The organism is Mycobacterium sp. SMC-4, from assembly GCF_050205565.1.
Taxonomy (GTDB): Bacteria; Actinomycetota; Actinomycetes; order Mycobacteriales; family Mycobacteriaceae; genus Mycobacterium.
Window position 1 is genome coordinate 428,522 of record NZ_JBNMQU010000001.1, and the last position, 18,599, is coordinate 447,120.

An 18,599-nucleotide genomic window follows, 5' to 3' on the forward strand; every position below is an offset into this window, starting at 1 on the left:
GTTACTCCGCGAAGCTGACGAACTGGTTCGCCCGCACCGAGTCGATCATGCGGCCAACCTTGGCGTTGGTGAGCGGCATTCGCGGAGAGGGCCCCTGCCCCTGCGCCAGTGCCCCCAGCTCAGCGAGAATCGGCTCAACCCTACGTCGTGAACCGTGCACCTTAGGCAGCACCTTCTGCATCATTGCGAGATCCAGAGCGGTGTCAACATTGGCATCGCCAGTCGCAGCGAAAAACGCACAGAATCGGAGGATCTCATAGAGTGAGCGGTGCCCGAACTCCTGATTAGCCACGGCCAAGATCCCATGCACCTGTCGGAGGGTCGACACGATCACATCGCGAGCCGGATGAGGATAATCCTGATGCCAATCGTCTTTCTCCGCCAGGGAAGCGAAGGCCCGCACTAGTTGGTCCTCCCCTCCAGGCGCTGCGACAGGACGTTTCAGTTCGGCGTCAAGATCGTCTGCGTTGACCCGGAACTCGAATGTGAATGCCCGGTCAAGCACTTTCGGTGAGAACATGTAGGTCGTTTCGTCGACGTTCACTGTTCCGACAACAAAAAGATTTCTTGGCAATGGCAGTCTCTGCGCTTCGAGATCACGCAAGACCCACTGATGAGATTCCTTGTCGAACACCAGATCCGGTAGAACTGGTCGGCGTGATTCGATGCCGGAAAGAAAGTCGGAGAAGTAGCGCTCGACGTGGGCAAGATTCATCTCGTCAAGGATGAGCAAGTAAGGGTGCCCAGGATCACTCGCCGCTCGGAGAATAAACTCGAACCCCTCCGGAACGAACCACACGGGCGCACCAGAAGCGGACGTACGTAGAGCGTCCTCGTACCCAAAGATCGATTCGGGACCAGTCCAGTCAGGCCGCACGGGTACTACGACGTGACGGTGGCGGCCGTCTTCGTCTGTACCGAACCATTCCCCGAGTCTCATGGCGAGTTGGGTCTTGCCGGACCCCGCGAGGCCGGTGAGGATTGCAAATGGCTTGGCAAGCAGACTGCTTACAAAGGACTGGACAAGGTTCGAACCTGCTGGAAAACGAAGCCCAGATGCAGTAACCGCGGCACCGAATTCACGGAACACAACGGCCGGCGTCGGCGCATCGGTACCTGCCGGGATTGAGCTCGCAGTGACCGGGACCGAAGGCAGGTGTGCGGCGAGTTCTGAGAATTCTCGCGCTAGTTCGCTCACCAACTCGTCCTCGAGACGGACAAGGTACACCTGTTGAACGGATCCAGAAACTGTGAATGGTGAACCCTGTCTGATGCGAGCGTTCTCGTCAATCGACGCCAGGGCGACGGGCTCGTTCAACTCTTCATAGCGCGTTTCCACGAGCCGACCTTCGTCGTGCCACGCTTGGTCGCCGAGCGGATTCGGTGCTGGCCTGGCACGCTCCGTTACGTGGCTTACAGCTCGCAGCGATCCGTTGCTGTAGTGCAGGACCACATCACCTTCGCGAACATCATCCATCGTGTCCCAGTGGTACTGGGGTCGGCCTGCCTTGTTGAGCATCGGAGCCCAGAGGAATCCACCATCGCGCTCCTTCGTGTAGGTGGCGCCCTGATTGACCCACCAGACGGAAATTTTTCGCCCAACGAGCGCGGACCCATACTCCGTCAGTTCGCCACGTCTGTCGATGAGCTGGCTCTCGATCAGAAGCTCGCGGTAGCGGGCGCCTTGCGATTCAAAAGTCCGCTCTGCCTGCCATTGTTCAACTTCCCCGTGCTTAGCGAGAGCGCGCCCAAATTCCTCGTTACTGAAGCCGGGAGTCAGATCGCGCACCGTTTGAAGCGCGATCCGGACGGGCTGGGCCAACTCTGCGGCGTCACCCGATAGTTGGTCACGAAGAACGCCTGCTTGGACATCGTCAACGGTCCAAGGATCACTTCGATCAACATTCTCGGCGTACGTGGTACCGGCCGCGGTGAGTTCCCACCGGTGATCGTCTTCCGCCACCAGACCGAGCATTCTGGCGAACCGAAGACAGTCACGGGCCCTGCGCTCTGGGTTCTCAAAAGGGCCTTCGGACTTGAAGAATCGCGCCGGGTCGTCGCCGAGGAGTTCCTCAATAGTGGCGGATCCGAGCTCACGAAGCCGGACAAGCAGCAAATTGCCATAGCTAAACTTCAGAGTCGGAATGTTGAGCACGGTCTTAGGTTAGAGGGCCCAGCTAGCAACAGCCCGCATTCGGATGCACATGCCGCATCTGGTGAAGGTAGTCGTTCGCGTGCCGTCACAGAACCGACGGCCTGTCAGCGTGCAGACCGGGCTGCGAACCACAGACCGGACAGAATGAGCGCATTCCGCATCGCATAACTGGTATGCGAGTGACGAAAGAGCGCGTGATCCTGCGACCCGAGCGATTGTTGCAGGTGGTGAGCAGCACTGGACCTCGCAGCGGTAGCCACGCAATCACCCTCTACGCCAGGGACCTGCGCGGTCACCCCAGTACCAGCGCCACCCCACGTGCTTTCAGTTCCTGGAAGGTGAAGCTCAATTCACCACGACGGCCGACGGATACCACGTAGCGGTCCTCGCCCTCAGTCACCTGGAAGGTGATGCCGAATGTGCACAGATAGCGGCCGCCTTTGCCTGGTTCGAGGTAAGAGGTTGTGAGGATCTCCCCCTTACCGTTCTTCACCGTCACGGGCGTTCCCTCGTTCACGTCGGAATAGCCGCCCGCTCCCGTACACGACGATCCGTCGACGTCGATCGCCGACGAGTACGCACTGGGTTCATCATCCTTGAGCGTGAAGCTCCCGGTGATCGTCGCTGTTTCCAGCACGTGAAATCCCTCCGCGAACTGCGGGCAAAAGTACTGCACGGCAACCTCGTCGGCGGGCATACCTTGCTGTGGACTGCCCTCCTCCATCTGTCGGCAGACTTGCTTGCCGTGTGCGACCGCATTCGCGTCGGAATTGAACTCGGCGGACAAACCTGCCTGCCGCAACGCCGTGAGGTACTTGTCGTCGACGGTGGTGCGATCGCGATTCAGGTACGCATGAGCCGCGAAGCCGCCACCGACGACCGCAGCGACCAGGACAGCGGCTGCTCCAACGATCCAGCCGCGGTGCAGCCTTCGCCTCGATTCCGGAAACGTCTCGGATCGATCCGTAGCGGCGAGACCATCCAGCTGCTGCTTACCGACGGCGTCTAGTGTTTCCTTGCCTCCATCGCGGACCAAGTCCGTTGGTTGCCCGCTGACAAAGTAACGGCCTTCATGCCGGCCGGTAGGGTCGGGACGCCAACCTGTGCCAGCTGTCGTCTCGGATTCATAGGCGATATCACCGGCCGGATGCCATGTGCCACCGATGTTGACCGCACCGCACGAGTCACAACGTGACGGATCCAAAAGCGTTGCACCACAGAACACGCAGAAAGACATCTCAGCCGCTCATTTCCGGTACTCGGTGGTGCCCTCGGTTCCGAACACTGAACTCACGAACTTCGCAAAGCAGTCGTCCATACCGAAGCCTTCGGCATCACACCATCTGTTCGCTTCGGTCGCTGTGAGCTGGGGCGGTCCGGCGACCGTCACCCACCAATCGGGGGAGTTGAACGTCGACCAATGTCCCGACCACACCAATCGCGTCCCGTCGTACTTGGTGCGCAAGTCCAGGTGATCGCTGAGCACGTCGGCACTTGTCAACGTCTTCCCCTCGACCGTGATACCTGGCTTCTTCGAACTGATCTGTGCAATCCAACGGTTCTCGATACTGCCGGACACATAGCCGTAGTCGGCATCGCGCAGCTCCTCGAGGACTGCCTCAGCCACGCCGTCCACACTTCCGTGTTCTGGGAGGGCAACACTCTGTGCCACAAGGTTCTCGGACGTTGCGGCTGACGGGTCTGATACCGACTGGCCACCACGGTGGAACACCAATTGCGGTGCACCGGAAAACATGTCGGGCGTGCGCCAATAGGTCCCGCGAGGGAAGACCAACGTGCGGCGCACCGCTACCCCTGGATCCATCTCCAATGCAGCGGTCGAGAAGTCGAAGATGCCGGCGGCGATATCGCGATCGCCGGCGGCGACGGTGATCCGGACTTCTGTCCCGGATTCGGTGTTTCCACCAGGACAGCGAGACAGGAAAGCCGCACTGACAGTCAACCCATCGGCGGCCATGTCAACCGATTCCGCTTCGACCACCGGCCCCTGCCCGCATGGCTGAGCCAAGTTCGCCGGCGAAGCGGTTCCCGCACCGAATCCGTTTGGTGCCGTCGACGCTGCACGGTCGTCGGACGGCGTCCTGGTCAGAAAGTAGCCAATCACAGCAACCGTGGACACCAGGACAGCCGCTGCAAGCGCCAAGACCGCCACCACACCGCGCCGCTTCGGTCGCGATGCCACCTCCACGTTTGGTTGATGCTCGGGCCACTCGACCACACCGATCGGAGACCCACACCGGCTACAGAATTTGTAGTTCCACGCGTTCACGTGACCTTGCGGGCACAGCACAGTCGGAGCGACGCCGTCTCCCGCCACGTCCTCAGAATCCATCGCCATCGTATGTCCCCCAGCAAACCAGGTGCGTAATTCTATGCTCGATTCCCGACAGTCGCCCACGTTCGGCTCCACTAACGAACGCGGTGAACCGCGGCCGGGTCCGGACGGTTGCCTCATTAGTCCGTCGAGTCACGGCTGCATCATGCTCACCATCCGGGCGAGCATCGCTGTCCGGCAACCCGTTCGAAGATGAGGAACGCCTACAGCCAAGGAGCTATTCTTCGAACACAGTTACGTTGGCCTGCCCAGACCCCTGAGGGAACCAACATGTTCGAGCATGTGACGCGCATCCGACTCATCATCGGTATCGGACTCTCGCTCGTGGGCACTTTGATGGCGGCCGGTCTCGCTGCCCACGCCGGCGCTTCTCCGCAAGACACAGATTTTCTTGACCGCCTCGATCAGGTCGGAATCACCTACACCAACCCTTACGGCACGATCCGATATGCCCAAGGCGTGTGCCGCGAACTCAACCTGGGCGTTCCGCACTCACGCGTCGTTGAGCTTGTCCGCTACGACAATCCTGCCTTCGATTGGGACGGCGCTGCCGACTACGTGGTACTCGCCTATATGACGTACTGCCCCTGGAACCGCGCGGCTTGAAGCACGTCTGTATCTAGTCCGCTTGCTTCCAATGCCGCGGGTGAGTCCGATACTCCATCGACTGTTCACGACGCAGCGGCCAGCGCCTCGCCGTCTGGAACGCCGGCAGGTAGAGCAATGCGAACGATCCTGCCGTCATCACCGTGATGATCCCGAACTGCAGTCGCTGCCCTCGCGCAACCGTGTAATCCCAACTGCCGTCGCCATATCCGAGCAGCAATCCGAAGAACACCAGGAAGGCTAAACCGATGCCCAGCCCGGTCCAGTCGCCCTTCCCCGTCAGAAAGGCAATGGTGTTCACCGACGCGATGAACATGAGGCCCACCAGGGTCCACCACAGCTTGGTTGCGGAGATACCGGGGCCATACGCATCCGGCAGCGGGTCATGCTCGCGGTCCACGATGGGCCGCTCGACGACATCTTCCGGGTCAGGTTCGATGTCGCGCAGCGGAAAGTGGTAGATCTTCCCGCGGATCTTGATGTACGGCGTATGCGCGTAGGCAATGAAGGTCATCACAAAAAGGGCGAAGAGGGCTCCCTCGAGGCTTGCCCGGACGTCTGGAAGACGGCCGAGGAACATCGCGATGGCCGCGGCGATGGTCAGTCCCCAGTACCACCGGCGCTGTGACTGCCGACTGTGGTCGAACCAGCCTTGGACTACCGAGGCGATGACGCACAAGCCGAAAAGCCAAATGGACACGGTATGCACGACTACTTCCCTAGCATCTTGTTCACGATTTCCTCGCCTCCCACTCCACCGACCAAGGCACCGAGGAACCCGACGATCAGCGTCCCCTGCGGTCCCACGGCGGAGCCCCACAGGGCGCCGGCAGCCCAGCCACCCGCCCAGGCGCCGGCGGTGCGACCGACAAACTGCGGACCCTCTTCAGCGAACGGGGACCCCTGAGTCCAGTCGTATACCGAGGCGAACGCATCGACCGCGGTACCCGCTAGTCCCAGTTTCGACCCGAACCCCTTGAGCGCCTCCACATCCGCCTGCGACCACGCCGGCGCGGCGCCCCAGTGGCTACCGGTGGGCAGTGTCCGGGCTTGTGCTTGGGCCCCTTCACCCCACGCACTCGCCTGCGTCGCCAGTGCCCCGGTCGCCTCGCGCAGCACCTGCGCCGGCGACTTCCCGTTCTGAATCTCCCGGATCGCGCGGTCAGCACCATCGTGCGAGACCCCGGCTTGCGTCAGCTGCGTGGCCAACTTGTCCAGCACCATCGCCCGGCCATCGATTTCCCATTGATCGAGCAGCCGGGTGGCCTGATCCGGCGTCAGCGTCTGGCCCGGAATCGCATGGGGAGTCTCCAGCAGCTGCTGCATCTGCAGCCTGGCCTGGGCGCGGGTGCGGGCGTTGCCGCCCAGGACGGTGTCGGCTGGTAGCGGTCCGGCGAACTGCGCCATCCGGTGATCGTTGAGCCGCTCGCCGGCCAGGTGCACCTTGTCGACGCCCGCGCCTGGGTCGTTGATCGTCGCGTGATCACGTAGCCGTCCTGCGGCGGCCTGCTTCTCCGGCGTCGAAGGCCCCGGCGCGTTCACCAGTGCTTCGTCGGCGGCGCGTTGGGTTCGCTCGTAGTGGTCGGCCTCGGCGTGTGCGGCGGGATTCACGGCGACGTCGCCGACACCATCGACGGGCGCGGCAGCGTCGGGCCTGTAACCCTCGGCTGCCATCTCGAGTTGTGCCGCGTCGAGCTGCGCTGCGTAGGCGTCGCGGACAGCGTGCATTTCCCGGAGACCTTGTTCGGTCGCGTCGATCGCTGCCTGTTTCAGGTCGGACCAGTCGGCTGCCCGTCCCTCCGCCGCGGCAATCGCGATCTCCCGATCGATGTAGTCGTCGAACATCCGCAGCCGGATCTCGATGTTGCTGATCACGGTGTCGCCGGCACGCTGCGCTTCGGCCAGCGCGGCCGAGATGTTCTGCAGATCGACGGCGATCCGGCTGAGCTGTTCACGACTCAGCTGCAGCGACTCGGTGGCCCGCCGCACCTCCGCCGAATCGTTGATCGGATGGTCGCCGCCATCCTGGCGGTCCCACGCGGCGGCGAAACGCTGTTTGGCGGCGTGGAACTCTTCGCTCGTTTCCTGACTGCAGACGCCGGCCTCGTAGAAGGCGGTAGCCAGTCCGCTGATCTCGCCGGGCGACCCGCTCTGAATCGTCTTGTTCACCTGCCACGGATCGCCACCGGCAGCGCCGATCAGCTCACCGAGATCGAGATGCCTCAGCAGGGGTGCCATACCGCCTCACGCGAAACGGAGTCCGGCCGACTCCAGGGTCGATCCGTTCGCGTCGTCCTGTCGCACAAAGACCGCGGCCGCCGAGTTTGCTTTCTCCGCCAACACCTCGAGTCCGGCGCCGTGGGCCTCCATCGCGGACACATGGGTCTGGCGTGCCCGACGCAGCGCGCGCTGGAATCCGTGCGCCGCGTCGAAGTCGCCGAAGATGCCCGTCGTCAGCTCCGTCGCCGCGAACCGCTCCGCCCCTCGTCGAGCGGTCTGGCCGGCGCTCCCGGAAAACTCTGCACCGCAGCGCAGCAGATCGGTGTCGACGAACATCTGTCCCCCTCTCACTACGACGGGAACATTACCGAGGGTCGCCCGGGGGTCCGTGCACCAATTTGTCGCCCGATCACACCAATCGGCGACGAATCGGACGGTCCCGCCCTAGATTCACCGGAAGTCACCCGCTGCCGAACGCTCGAGGTCACCCATGAACAGCCGTCTCGTCCTCATCCTCGCTGCCGCAGCGCTGACGGCCGGATGCGGTTTGACCGGAACTCCACCGACGGAACAACCCGCCGAGTCCGGTCGCATGACGATCGATGGACACACCGCGATGACGCGAACCGTCGAGTGCACCCAGAACCAGTGGCTCCTGCAGATCGACACCGCCGGCGACCAGGGCAACGCACGGGTGCTGGTCGAGCTGGGCGGTGAACGACCGGTGGTGACGAGCGTGAACGTCGAGGGCATCGACGACCACTACGGCGTCGCCGACTCCGAGGTGGGTGAGGCGAAAGCCGCGGTGACCGACGGCGACGTCTACACCATCAGCGGCACCCTCGTCGGGAGCGACGTCACCACCCCGGGCGAGACCCGGGACATGTCGTTCGAGATCAAAGCGCCCTGCTGAACTACATCCGCGAGTACCGCGTCAACGCCATGCTGTACAGGCCATAGGCAGCGAAACCTGCTGCAGCCACGATCAATATCGTCTGGCCGAATTCGGCGTGACCGAGAGCTTCGACTGCCGCATCGAGCCCGGTGGCGCGGCTGGGGTCCCGCAGGAACGACGCACCGATCACCGACACCCCGGCCGCGAACAGCACCACACCTTCTGCGACGTGGCCGAGTACTCCCAACACGATGATCAGTCGGCTACCGGGCACCGTGAGGTCGCCGAGGAACGTGCGCGACGCGCCTTTGTAGACGAAGTAGCTGCCGAACGCGGCGACGGCGATTCCGATCGCGACCAGGACGGCCTTGCCGCCGTCGGACTGCATGAGGCGCGCACTGAGGCCTTGGGCTCGTTCACTGCCCTGCCGGCCAACCCCCAGGGCGAACTGCACGGCGGTGAGGGCCAGGGCCAAGTACACCACGGCCAGCCCAAAGGCCTTGAGACGGTTGATGAGTGGCGAGTCGCGCATGTCTGCGTCGGTGCACTCGCCGGGGTGTAGTCCGAGGACCGTCTCGGCCAGCCGCCACATCGCCAGCGCCACCAGCCCGAAGGCGACCACCCACAGCGACAGCGCTCCGCCGCGCTGCTCGGCCAACGTCGCGAGCGCACCTGTCTGGTCGGCGTCCCCGCTGAAGCCGAACGCGATGCGCAGGATGATGTACGCGATCAGCAGGTGCAGCAGGCCGCTGATAGGGTATCCGGCGCGGGCGATCCACTCGACGGTGCGGCTGCCGGTGGCACGGTTGACGACGCCCTTGAAGCTCATCTGGCCATGCCCTCGCCCTGCCCTGACACCGGTGTCAACTACCCCTCGTCTGCGGCGGCGAAACTGAGAGGCCGATCAGTCCAGGTCGAACCGCCCGTCGCGAAGACGCTGGACAGCTCTGTTGTCGGCCAGAGCCCCGCCCGGCAGGTAGACGTCAGCTACCGAGATGATCTCTTCGCGACCGTCGTGCAGTCGAAGGACCACGGTGCGAGGAGCTCGTCGTGTCGTCGCGCGGTCCGCGACGTCGTCGATGTCATCCCACTCGAGCATCCGCGTGGAGAGGACGTCGCCGCTGCTCACGCCCGGAACGCCGATCCCCGCTCCCGGTCCAGGTACGTCTCGGACTTGTTGCGCAGGAAGAAGATGTACACGACCAGCGAGATCGCAATACACACCGTTACGTAGCCGATGAACAGCGGCACCTGGTCCTGCTCTTTGAGCGCCTGGTAGATCAGCGGCGCGGTCCCGCCGAAGGCCGAGTTCGCGAGAGCGTAGCCGAGCCCGACGCCGAGCGCCCGCACATGCGCGGGGAACAGCTCGGACTTCACCAGCGCGTTGATCGAGGTGTAGCCGGTCAGGATGATGTAGCCGACCGCGACCAGCGCGAACGAAGCGAGCGGGGACTGCGTCTGTGGCAGGAAGGTGATCAGCACGTACGTCCACACCAGCCCGCCGATCCCGAAGAACACCAGCAGCGGCTTGCGGCCCACCTTGTCGCTGATGATGCCGCCGACCGGTTGCAACAACATCAGGAAGATCAGTCCGATCAGGTTGATCCACGTCGCGGTCATCGCGGCATCGGTGTAGGTGCTCTTGACGATGGCCGGCGCGTTGACGCTGTAGGTGTAGAACGCGACGGTGCCGCCCATGGTGATCAGGAAGCACAGCAGCAGCCCGCGCCAGTACTGGGTCACCAGCTCGCGCACCGAGCCGGCGGCGACCTCTTCGCCGGCTTTGGTCGCCTCGATGACGTCCTCGGACAGCGACTCGTCCATGGTGCGACGCAGCCAGAACACCACCACCGCGGCCACACCGCCGATGGCAAACCCGATGCGCCAACCGAATTCGCGCAGCTGCTCATCGTTCAGGAACGTCTGCAGAATCAGCAGCGTGAGCTGCGCCAGCACATGGCCGCCGACGAGCGTGACGTACTGGAACGACGAGAAGAACCCGCGCCGCTCCCGCGTGGCCGCCTCGGACATGTAAGTCGCCGAGGTGCCGTACTCCCCGCCGGTGGCGAAGCCCTGCAGCAGCCGAGCGAACACCAGGATGATCGGCGCGGCCACACCGATCGACGCCTGCGACGGCACCAGCGCAATGATCAACGAGCACAGCGCCATCAGCGACACACTGACCGTCAGCGCGGCACGCCGGCCGCGACGGTCGGCGAAGCGGCCGAAGAACCATGACCCGATCGGGCGCATCACGAACGTGATCGCGAAGATCGCGTACACGTACACCGTGGAGTTCTTCTCCGACTCAGCGAAGAACTGGCCTTCGAAATAGGTTGCGAAGACGGTGTATACGTAGACGTCGTACCACTCCACGAGGTTTCCCGACGACCCGCGAATGGTGTTCCAGATCGCGCGGCGGGTCTGCGCCGGGGTGGACCGCGGCGGCGGTGATGCGGTGGTCGCGGTCATCAAAATCCTCCTGCACATCGAGCAAGGGCCAGCGGCACCCTCCCATACTTCCCACACTCGGCGGCGCGGAATCCACCGGGCATCGGATTCGGCGACCAAACCCATGCGACCGGCCTAACCTCTACCCAGAGGGCATACCGCTGTCGACACAACGGACTGAAGCGATGACTGGACACCGGCTCGAGAACAGACGGGTCGTCATCACGGGCGCCGCCAGCGGCATCGGCCGCGCAGCCGCACAATTGATGGCCGGCGAAGGCGCCCGGGTACTGATCGCCGACCTCAACGCCGAAGCGGCCTCCGAGGCCGCCGCCGACATCGGCGGCAACGCTGTAGGTATGGCGGTGGACGTGCTGGACGAGGACTCGATCGCGGCCATGGTTGCTCGTGCCGTTGCCGAGTTCGGCGGCATCGACGTGTTGTGCAACCACGTCGGCGGCAGCGATCCGCGCAAAGACCTCGACCTGCTGCACCTGGACCTGTCCGAATGGGACAAGACGATGACGCTCAATGCCCGCAGCACCGTCGTGGCCTCCCGGTTGGCGTTGCCACACATGATTGCCGGTGGGGGCGGCTCGATCGTCAACACGGTCTCGGTGGCCGGGCTGGCCGGCGACACGCTGCAATGCGCCTACGGCGCCGCCAAGGCCGCCGTCATCCGTCTCACCCAGTACATCGCCACCCAGTACGGACCAAACAACGTCCGCTGCAACGCCATTGCGCCAGGGGCGATCATGACCCCCGCGTTGCGCGACAATCTCCCGGCCGACATGATCGCCGACATCCGCAGTCACAACGCGCTCGACTTGATCGGCGCTCCCGAGGACATCGGCTGGGCCATGGTGTATCTCGCGTCCGATGAGTCGCGCTACATGACCGGGCAGACCCTCGTACTCGACGGCGGACTGACTGCGCAGAGCCCGATCGCCGCCAGCCGGCGGCGGATGCTCGATGACTGACCGCACCCGGGCTTGGCCCGCCGCGGTCCTCGTCATGGCCCTGCTGATCGGCTGCACCGCCGCCACCGAGCCCGAACTGCGCCCCGGACAACTGCTCACCGCCCGCCCGTTGGCCACCGCGGCCGCACTGCCCACTGCCGACACCCGGCTGATCACCTACGTCTCCGAGGATCCGCACGGTCAACCCATCGTGGTGTCGGGCACCGTCTCGGTACCGCGGTCATCCCCGCCCGAAGGCGGATGGCCGGTCATCAGCTGGGCCCACGGCACCACCGGCTACGCCGACACCTGCGCCCCGTCCGCGGACACCGCCGACGGACTCGTCCACGACTACGTCGCCCTGGTCAACCCGATGCTGGCCGGCTGGGTCGAACGCGGCTACGCCGTCGTCCAGACCGACTATCAAGGCCTTGGCACGCCCGGCGGACACCCCTACGCCAACGGAGTCAGCGAGGCCAACACCCTCACCGACATCGTCCGCGCAGCACGACATCTCGACTCCTCCATCGGCACCGACTGGGTGGCCATCGGGCACAGCCAGGGCGGTCAGGCGGTGCTGTTCGCGGCGGCCGACCTGGGGCGGGGCGGCGGGGACCTCAACCTGCAGGGCGTCGTGGCGATCGCACCGGGTGGCGTGGGACTGACCGAGGCTGTCGACCTGGTTCGCGCCGGCCGCCCCGAAGTACAAGCCGCGCAACGGTTCCTGCCCCTGTTGGTGCTCGGAGCGGCGGTGGTGGAGCCATCGATCGACCCGGATCAGATCTTCACGAGCCAGGCGCGCCCCCTGGTGACCGCCGCGCGCACCGCATGCGTCGCGCAGATCAACACCGTCCCTCCGGTGCCGCCGTCGCAGTTGTTCACGCCGGACGCGAACCTGGACGAACTCAGCGCCTACCTGGACCGCCAGGACCCGTCGCACCTGGACCCGCAGGTTCCGGTCTTGATCGCGCAGGGCAGCGACGATGTCCTGGTCGCCCCGGCCGGCATCGACCGCCTTGCCGAAACCCTCTGCGTCCGAGGCGTTTCCGTCGACTACCGCGTGTACCGCGACCAGGACCACCGCGGCGTCATCGCCGCCTCGCTCGCAGACATCGAGGCTTTCGCCGACGCCGTTGCCGCCGGGGAATCCGTCGACACCTGTCCGCAACGCTGAGCAGTATCAGCTCGACCCGTACTCCAGAGCCGGCTCCGCGGAGTCCACGCTCCCGTTACTGGAAATCGTCAGCTGATCGGGCTGTACGTCATAGCGCGCCCCGTCAGCCGGGTTGACTGCCACGAACCCGTCGCCGGAGCGACGCACGTTGTCGATCCGGATGTTCGCGCCGTCGCGCAGCCGCTCCCCGCGGTAGTAGTAGTCGCCCTCGGAGGTCTCACAGATGATCGCCAGCGACAGCGACGTCTTGATCGCCGCGGCCGGTGAGTCCGCGGAGTCGCAGCGCGCCGTATGCCCGACGAAGCCTCGCGAATCCGTACCCGAGACGCCGGTGATTCCTTCGCCGTCACCGGGGCGAGACGTGGTCGTGGTGGTCGACGAGGACTGCGGTGGTGCCGCCAACCGCGGCGTCGACGGCGCGGTGTCTCCGCCGAAGACCAGCACGACCGCCAGCACCAGCGCGGCGGCGAACAGCACGACCGTGGTGACCATCAACGCCACCTGCCCGCGGCCGAACCGGCGCGCAGGCGGAGGTGCGGCCACGGGCGCGGGCGGCGGCGGGTACGGCGCGTAGCCGGTGGCCGCCGGGTTCGGATAGACCGTCGAGAACTGGCGCGTCGACGGCGGTGTGTCGGGCGTCGCGGCACCGGAGACCGCCGCGGCACCGGAGAGGGCCGCCGACGCGGCCTGAGCCAGCTCGCCGGCCGACGCGTAGCGCTCACCGGGCGTCTTCGCCATGCCGCGCGCGACGACGTCGTCGAACGCCCGGCTGATCCCGCGGCGCATGATGCTGGGCCGCGGCGGCGGGGTGAACATGTGCGCGCCCATCACCTGCCGCAGATCGCCGGCCGAGAACGGCGCCCGCCCCGTCAGCGTCTCGTACAGCAGACAGGCCAGGGAGTACACGTCCGACGCCGGCCCGCCGCGGTCCCCGCTGAACCGCTCCGGCGCCATGTACGCACTCGACCCCACCACCAGACCCGTCGACGTCACCGACGCCTCGCCGCCGCCGTGCGCGATGCCGAAGTCCACCAGGTAGGCGAAGTCGTCGGCGGTCAGCAGCACGTTCTCCGGTTTGATGTCGCGGTGCACCAGTCCGTGGGCATGTGCGGCGTCCAACGCCGAGGCGACCTGCCGGATGATCGCGACCGCACGCGCCGGCGGCAACGCACCGTCGGTGCGCAGCACGTCCTTGAGGCTGGCGCCTTCGACCAGGCGCATGTCGATGTAGAGCACGCCGTCGATCTCGCCGAAGTTGTGCACCGGGATGACGTGCGGTTCCTGCAGCCGCGCGGCCACCCGCGACTCACGGCGAAACCGCTGCTGAAAGCTCGGGTCGGCGGCCACCTCGGGACGGAGCAGCTTGATCGCGACCATCCGCTCCCGCTGAGTGTCGTAGGCGCGATACACCTCGCCCATGCCTCCGACGCCGATCAGCGACCGCAGCTCATAGGGCCCGAACCGCGTGCCCAACCGGAAGCCGCCTCTCGCGGAGCTCACATGCCGTCCTTTCCGTCTCGACCGGCCGTAGGCTTCCCGCACGCTGCGACCGCCTAACGCCGGTCAGCAGCGGCGCACCAGCTCCTCGAGCTCGGACGAGAACCGGTCGGCCAGATCCCACAGGTTATCGACCAGCTTCGGACAGGACACGATGCCCACGTTGAGAGTGTCGGCCAGCGACATCACCGTGATGTTGAGCCCCGAGCCGTGGAAGATCGGCCCCAGCGGATACAGCGCCTTGACCTCGGCGCCGCAGCTGTACAGCGTGGTCGGCGGGCCGGCAACGTTGGAGATCACCGCGTTGTGGATCGCCGTGTTGCTCAGCGGAGCCCGCGACAGCAGGCCCAACAGCCAGGTGTAGCCGGTCCGCGAGATGCTCTGCGCCAGATCGATCAGCAACGTCGGACCCAGCGATCCGCTGTGCTCTTTGGCGCGCACATTGGATTCGGCAATCGTCTGCAGGCGGTCGGACGGGTCCTCGACATTGGTGTGCAGATTGCAGAACATGCCGGAGAGCTGATTGCGGCCCGGCCGGTCGGTCTGGCCGTGCACCGACGCCGGGACCACCGCGATCAGCGGCTTGTCCGGCAGCTCGCCGCGGTCGGCCAGAAAGCCGCGCAACGCTCCGGCGCACAGCGCCATCACCACGTCGTTGACCTTCACGTCGAACGCGTTCTTGACCTTCTTCACGTCGTTGAGGTCCAGCTGCACCGTCGCGATGCTGCGCTCACCGGTCAGCTCCGCGTTGAACCGGGTGTGGGGCGCCGAGAACGGCGCGGCCATCGCCGAGCCGGTGACCGCGCGCTGCACCGTCTTGGCCAGCATGGCCGCCGTCTCCGGGACCGTGCGGGTCAGCTGCAACGGCCGCGTCAGGAAACGCACCAGCCCGTCGACGGCGATACCCAACCGCGACGCATCGCCGGGGCCGTCCACCGGATCCGGCGGCGGCGCGTCACGTTCGACGTCGAGTAGCTGGTTGAGCAGGTTGGCCGCCGAGACCCCGTCGACCGCCGCGTGGTGCACCTTCATCATCACGGCCAGCGAGTTCTCGCCGGTGCCTTCGATCACCCACAACTCCCACAGCGGCTTGCTGCGATCGAGCCGGGTGGAGGCGATCTGGCCGCACACCTCCGCCAACTCCTCACGCCCACCTGGGGCCGGCACGGCGACGCGGTGCACGTGCCGGGACAGGTCGAAGTCCTTGTCCTCCACCCACACCGGGTGATCGAGATTCAGCTGGCTGTCGCCGAGCTTGGTGCGGAACTCCGGGACCGCCGGCATCCGTTTGGCCAACTCGGTGCGGAAGCGCTCGTAGCTGTAGCCGCCGGGAACGGTGGAGGTGTCGAGCTCGAGCACCGAGCACACGTGCAGCGGCACTGCCTCGGACTCGCAGTACAACAAACCCGCATCCAGACCACTGAGCCGCTCCACCCATCCGACGTACCCCCGGTGACAGGCGCGTCAAACCGGCAGGGTTTCGCAAAACCCGCCGCGGGTAGCCGGGACCGGATGACCCGAGGAGCCGCCATGAATGTCGCCGACGCCCTGATCGGCCGCCTGCAGGACTGGGGTGTGACGCGAGTGTTCGGATATGCCGGTGACGGCATCAACACCGTGCTCGGTGCGCTGCAGCGCGCCGGTTCGCCCGACTACATCGCGACGCGGCATGAGGAGCTCGCGGCGTTCATGGCATGCGGGCATGCGAAGTACACCGGCGAAGTCGGGGTCTGCCTGGCCACCCAGGGGCCCGGTGCGATCCACCTGTTGGCCGGGCTCTACGACGCCAAACTGGATCGCCGCCCGGTGGTGGCCATCGTGGGGCAGGTGGTGTCGACCGCGTTGGGCAGCGGCTATCTGCAGGAAGTCGACCTGCACGCATTGTTCAAAGACGTGTGCGCGCAATACGTCCAGACGGTGTTCGCACCTGAGCAGGCCATGGCCGCGCTGGACAACGCGATGCGCACCGCGCTGGCCACCTCCACTCCGACGTGTCTGATCGTCCCGCACGACGTGCAGAAGGCCGAGATGCCCGACGAGATCCCGCACAGTCACGGGGTGGTGCCCTCGGCGCCGGTATCGACGAGGCCCCGCATCAACGCCCCAGCCGAGCAGATCCGCCTGGCCGCCGACGTCCTCAACGCCGGCGCGAGAGTGGCGCTGCTGGTGGGTCGCGGGGCGGCCGGCGCCACCGACGAAATCGCCGCGGTGGTCGACGCTCTCGGCGCCGGAGTCACGACCTCGCTGCTGGGCAAGCCGGTGCTCGACGAATCCTTGCCCTGGCACACCGGTGTGATGGGCCACCTTGGTACCACCGCGAGCGCCGAGTTGATGCGCCACTGCGACACCCTGCTCATCGTCGGCTCCAACGACCCGTGGACGGAGTTCTACCCGGCGCCGGGCCAGGCTCGTGCGGTGCAGATCGACATCGAGGCGCGCGTGCTGGGCGCCAAGTACCCGATCGACGTGGCCGTCTGTGGTGATGCGCGGCAAGCGCTTTCCGACCTGCTGCCGCTGCTCAAGCCGACCAAGGACCGCGGTTGGGAACAGCAGATCCACCACTGGACCGGAACCTGGATGGCGCTGGCCGAACAACGGTGTCGCGAGGAGACCGTCAACGCCAACCCCGAATTCGTCGTCCGCGAACTCAACGAGTTCCTGCCGTCCAACGCGCGCGTCGCCGTCGATGTCGGTTCGACGACGTACTGGTATGCCCGCCATCTGCGGCTGCCGCCCGGCGTGCCCGCGCATGTGTCCGGCTACCTGGCCTCGATGGGATGCGCGCTGCCGTACGGCATCGCCGCCAAACTCGACGCACCCGACCGGCCCGTCGTCGCGCTCGTCGGCGACGGCGCCATGCAAATGTCGGGGCTGCTCGAACTCATCACCATCGCCGACCGCTGGCAGCAGTGGACCGATCCCCGGTTCGTGGTGTTGGTGCTGCACAACGCGGACCTGTCCGAAGTGTCGTGGGAACAGCGCGAGATGGAAGGCGACCCCCGCTTCCCCGCCTCACAGGACGTCCCGTCCTTCCCCTACGCCGACTACGCGGAACTGCTGGGGCTCACCGGGATTCGCGTCACAGAGTCGGCTCAGGCCACCGTGGCGTGGCAGCGCGCGTTCCAAGCCGAACGGCCCGTGGTGATCGAGGCGATCGTCGATGCCGCCACCCCGCTGCTGCCACCCCTGATGCCGGAAGCCAAGGCGGACAAAATGTATGACGCGCTGGAGGCCGAGGACGACGGTAAAGCCGCCCGCGATCGGATGCACCGTCAGCGCAGTGCGGAGAACAACCGTTAAACACGCTGGGCGGCGTTCAACCGCTCCCGCTGCGGCACCACGACATACTTCGGGTCCTTCGTCGACGCGACCCCGGCTTCGAAGACCCCGAACCGCTGCAGCGCGCTACCGGCCAACAGTGCCGCGCCCGACGCGGCAATCGCCCACCGGCGTGAGCCCGCCACCACCGCGCCGACCGCCCCGCCGACAGTGAGGATCTCCGACAACTGCCGCAGCAGGTGCGGGCGCCCGGTCGTGTACGCCTCCCCGACCAGTCCCAGCCGGCGCTCCATCGTCCGCGACGCCGCCACCTCGAGCGCCGACCCCGTGACGGCCATCCGCCGCGCCGGACCGGTCTCGGCCACTGGCGCCAGCAGCATGCCCAGGCCGGCACCACTTGCGGCGGCCGAGCCGACAAAGATGAACGGCAGATACGGATGCGCCTCACGCCAGGCCGGAACGGCGGTCTGCGACAACAGAACTGCGGTGTACGACGCCACTCCGGGTGCAACCGCCGCTGCTTCCAGGCCGGCGGGACGGGCCAGTTTGTCGACCAGCCGGCCCAGCAGGCTGCGTCGAAGCCGACGCGGCATCAACTCGGCCACCGCGGCCAGCCCTGCGCCGGGCCCGTACGCGCCGAGGATCCACGTGCCCATGCTCATCGGCGAGCTCGGCTTGGCGACCCGCAGCATGTGGTGGAAGCGCTCCGGGCGGCCGAGATCGCCGATCAGGAAATACAGACTCGCCAGCACACTGACCAGCGCGCCGACTCGCGACACCTTCCGCAGCTGCGGCCGCCCGGTCAGATCGGCGCCCGCGGCGAGCAGCGCCGAACCCGCCGACAGCCCACCGCTGAACAGGTAGGCGGCGATCATCCAGTTCCACACCGGCGTCTTGAGAATCTGCCGGCCGTAGTAGGACCGGAAGTCGGCGGGCGCGACGGCCATGTCCTCTCTGCCGCCGCGCCGGTGGCGGGAGTGCGCATGCATGTCGGATGCGCCGGTGTC

General features: G+C 65.9%; 17 protein-coding genes. 5 read left to right on the plus strand and 12 right to left on the minus strand.

Annotation, left to right across the window (positions count from 1 at the left end; translation table 11 throughout):
• Window position 1: 1 nt before the first annotated feature.
• The 3 genes from ACQI46_RS02070 to ACQI46_RS02080 form a co-directional block, all read right to left on the minus strand.
• Complete coding sequence (locus ACQI46_RS02070) at window positions 2–2,155, minus strand: McrB family protein (protein WP_427092268.1); 2,154 nt, start codon at window positions 2,153–2,155, stop codon at window positions 2–4.
• Window positions 2,156–2,447: 292 nt separating this feature from the next.
• On the minus strand, window positions 2,448–3,392 hold the full coding sequence (locus ACQI46_RS02075) for a DUF732 domain-containing protein (RefSeq protein ID WP_427092269.1): 945 nt from the start codon (window positions 3,390–3,392) through the stop codon (window positions 2,448–2,450).
• A 9-nt stretch (window positions 3,393–3,401) separates the two neighbouring features.
• Complete coding sequence (locus ACQI46_RS02080) at window positions 3,402–4,508, minus strand: hypothetical protein (RefSeq protein WP_427092270.1); 1,107 nt, start codon at window positions 4,506–4,508, stop codon at window positions 3,402–3,404.
• A gap of 273 nt (window positions 4,509–4,781) precedes the next feature.
• Here ACQI46_RS02080 and ACQI46_RS02085 point away from each other — a divergent pair, with 273 nt between their 5' ends.
• Window positions 4,782–5,117: a DUF732 domain-containing protein gene (locus ACQI46_RS02085; protein ID WP_427092271.1), complete on the plus strand. Its 336-nt coding sequence runs from the start codon at window positions 4,782–4,784 to the stop codon at window positions 5,115–5,117.
• A gap of 13 nt (window positions 5,118–5,130) precedes the next feature.
• Here the strand turns inward: ACQI46_RS02085 and ACQI46_RS02090 are convergent, their stop codons facing one another.
• Genes ACQI46_RS02090 through ACQI46_RS02100 form a run of 3 tightly spaced genes read right to left on the minus strand, consistent with a single transcriptional unit; the run spans window position 5,131 to window position 7,673 of the window.
• Complete coding sequence (locus tag ACQI46_RS02090; protein ID WP_427092272.1) at window positions 5,131–5,826, minus strand: hypothetical protein; 696 nt, start codon at window positions 5,824–5,826, stop codon at window positions 5,131–5,133.
• A gap of 2 nt (window positions 5,827–5,828) precedes the next feature.
• Window positions 5,829–7,355, minus strand: a complete 1,527-nt coding sequence (locus ACQI46_RS02095; RefSeq protein WP_427092273.1) for a hypothetical protein — start codon at window positions 7,353–7,355, stop codon at window positions 5,829–5,831.
• A gap of 6 nt (window positions 7,356–7,361) precedes the next feature.
• Window positions 7,362–7,673: a DUF2563 family protein gene (locus tag ACQI46_RS02100; protein ID WP_427092274.1), complete on the minus strand. Its 312-nt coding sequence runs from the start codon at window positions 7,671–7,673 to the stop codon at window positions 7,362–7,364.
• Between the two features lie 154 nt (window positions 7,674–7,827).
• On the opposite strand from ACQI46_RS02100, the gene ACQI46_RS02105 reads away from it, so the two are divergent.
• Window positions 7,828–8,250, plus strand: a complete 423-nt coding sequence (locus tag ACQI46_RS02105) for a lipoprotein LpqH (protein WP_427092275.1) — start codon at window positions 7,828–7,830, stop codon at window positions 8,248–8,250.
• Between the two features lies 1 nt (window position 8,251).
• Here the strand turns inward: ACQI46_RS02105 and ACQI46_RS02110 are convergent, their stop codons facing one another.
• From ACQI46_RS02110 to ACQI46_RS02120, 3 genes are all read right to left on the minus strand, one after another.
• Window positions 8,252–9,061 (minus strand): DUF1206 domain-containing protein, encoded by an 810-nt coding sequence (locus ACQI46_RS02110; protein WP_427092276.1) that lies wholly within the window; start codon window positions 9,059–9,061, stop codon window positions 8,252–8,254.
• A 75-nt stretch (window positions 9,062–9,136) separates the two neighbouring features.
• The gene (locus ACQI46_RS02115; protein ID WP_427092277.1) at window positions 9,137–9,361 is read right to left on the minus strand and encodes a hypothetical protein; all 225 of its coding nucleotides are present in this window, start codon (window positions 9,359–9,361) and stop codon (window positions 9,137–9,139) included.
• Window positions 9,358–10,704, minus strand: coding sequence for an MFS transporter (locus ACQI46_RS02120; RefSeq protein WP_427092278.1), 1,347 nt, complete (start codon window positions 10,702–10,704; stop codon window positions 9,358–9,360). The genes ACQI46_RS02115 and ACQI46_RS02120 overlap by 4 nt, the downstream gene beginning before the upstream one ends.
• Window positions 10,705–10,868: 164 nt before the next feature.
• Here ACQI46_RS02120 and ACQI46_RS02125 point away from each other — a divergent pair, with 164 nt between their 5' ends.
• On the plus strand, window positions 10,869–11,663 hold the full coding sequence (locus tag ACQI46_RS02125; protein ID WP_427092279.1) for an SDR family NAD(P)-dependent oxidoreductase: 795 nt from the start codon (window positions 10,869–10,871) through the stop codon (window positions 11,661–11,663).
• Window positions 11,656–12,816 carry a lipase family protein gene (locus ACQI46_RS02130; RefSeq protein WP_427092280.1) on the plus strand — a complete coding sequence of 387 codons (1,161 nt, stop codon included), beginning with the start codon at window positions 11,656–11,658 and terminating at the stop codon, window positions 12,814–12,816. The genes ACQI46_RS02125 and ACQI46_RS02130 overlap by 8 nt, the downstream gene beginning before the upstream one ends.
• 6 nt (window positions 12,817–12,822) lie before the next feature.
• Here ACQI46_RS02130 and ACQI46_RS02135 read toward each other — a convergent pair whose 3' ends face one another.
• Window positions 12,823–14,316, minus strand: coding sequence for a serine/threonine-protein kinase (locus ACQI46_RS02135; protein WP_427092281.1), 1,494 nt, complete (start codon window positions 14,314–14,316; stop codon window positions 12,823–12,825).
• Window positions 14,317–14,379: 63 nt separating this feature from the next.
• Window positions 14,380–15,747, minus strand: coding sequence for a WS/DGAT/MGAT family O-acyltransferase (locus ACQI46_RS02140; protein WP_427092282.1), 1,368 nt, complete (start codon window positions 15,745–15,747; stop codon window positions 14,380–14,382).
• Between the two features lie 96 nt (window positions 15,748–15,843).
• On the opposite strand from ACQI46_RS02140, the gene ACQI46_RS02145 reads away from it, so the two are divergent.
• Window positions 15,844–17,613 carry a thiamine pyrophosphate-requiring protein gene (locus ACQI46_RS02145; RefSeq protein WP_427092283.1) on the plus strand — a complete coding sequence of 590 codons (1,770 nt, stop codon included), beginning with the start codon at window positions 15,844–15,846 and terminating at the stop codon, window positions 17,611–17,613.
• Here the strand turns inward: ACQI46_RS02145 and nrfD are convergent.
• Window positions 17,610–18,581 carry an NrfD/PsrC family molybdoenzyme membrane anchor subunit gene (nrfD, locus tag ACQI46_RS02150; RefSeq protein WP_427092778.1) on the minus strand — a complete coding sequence of 324 codons (972 nt, stop codon included), beginning with the start codon at window positions 18,579–18,581 and terminating at the stop codon, window positions 17,610–17,612. The two genes, ACQI46_RS02145 and nrfD, sit on opposite strands and share 4 nt — an antisense overlap.
• Window positions 18,582–18,599 lie beyond the last annotated feature (18 nt).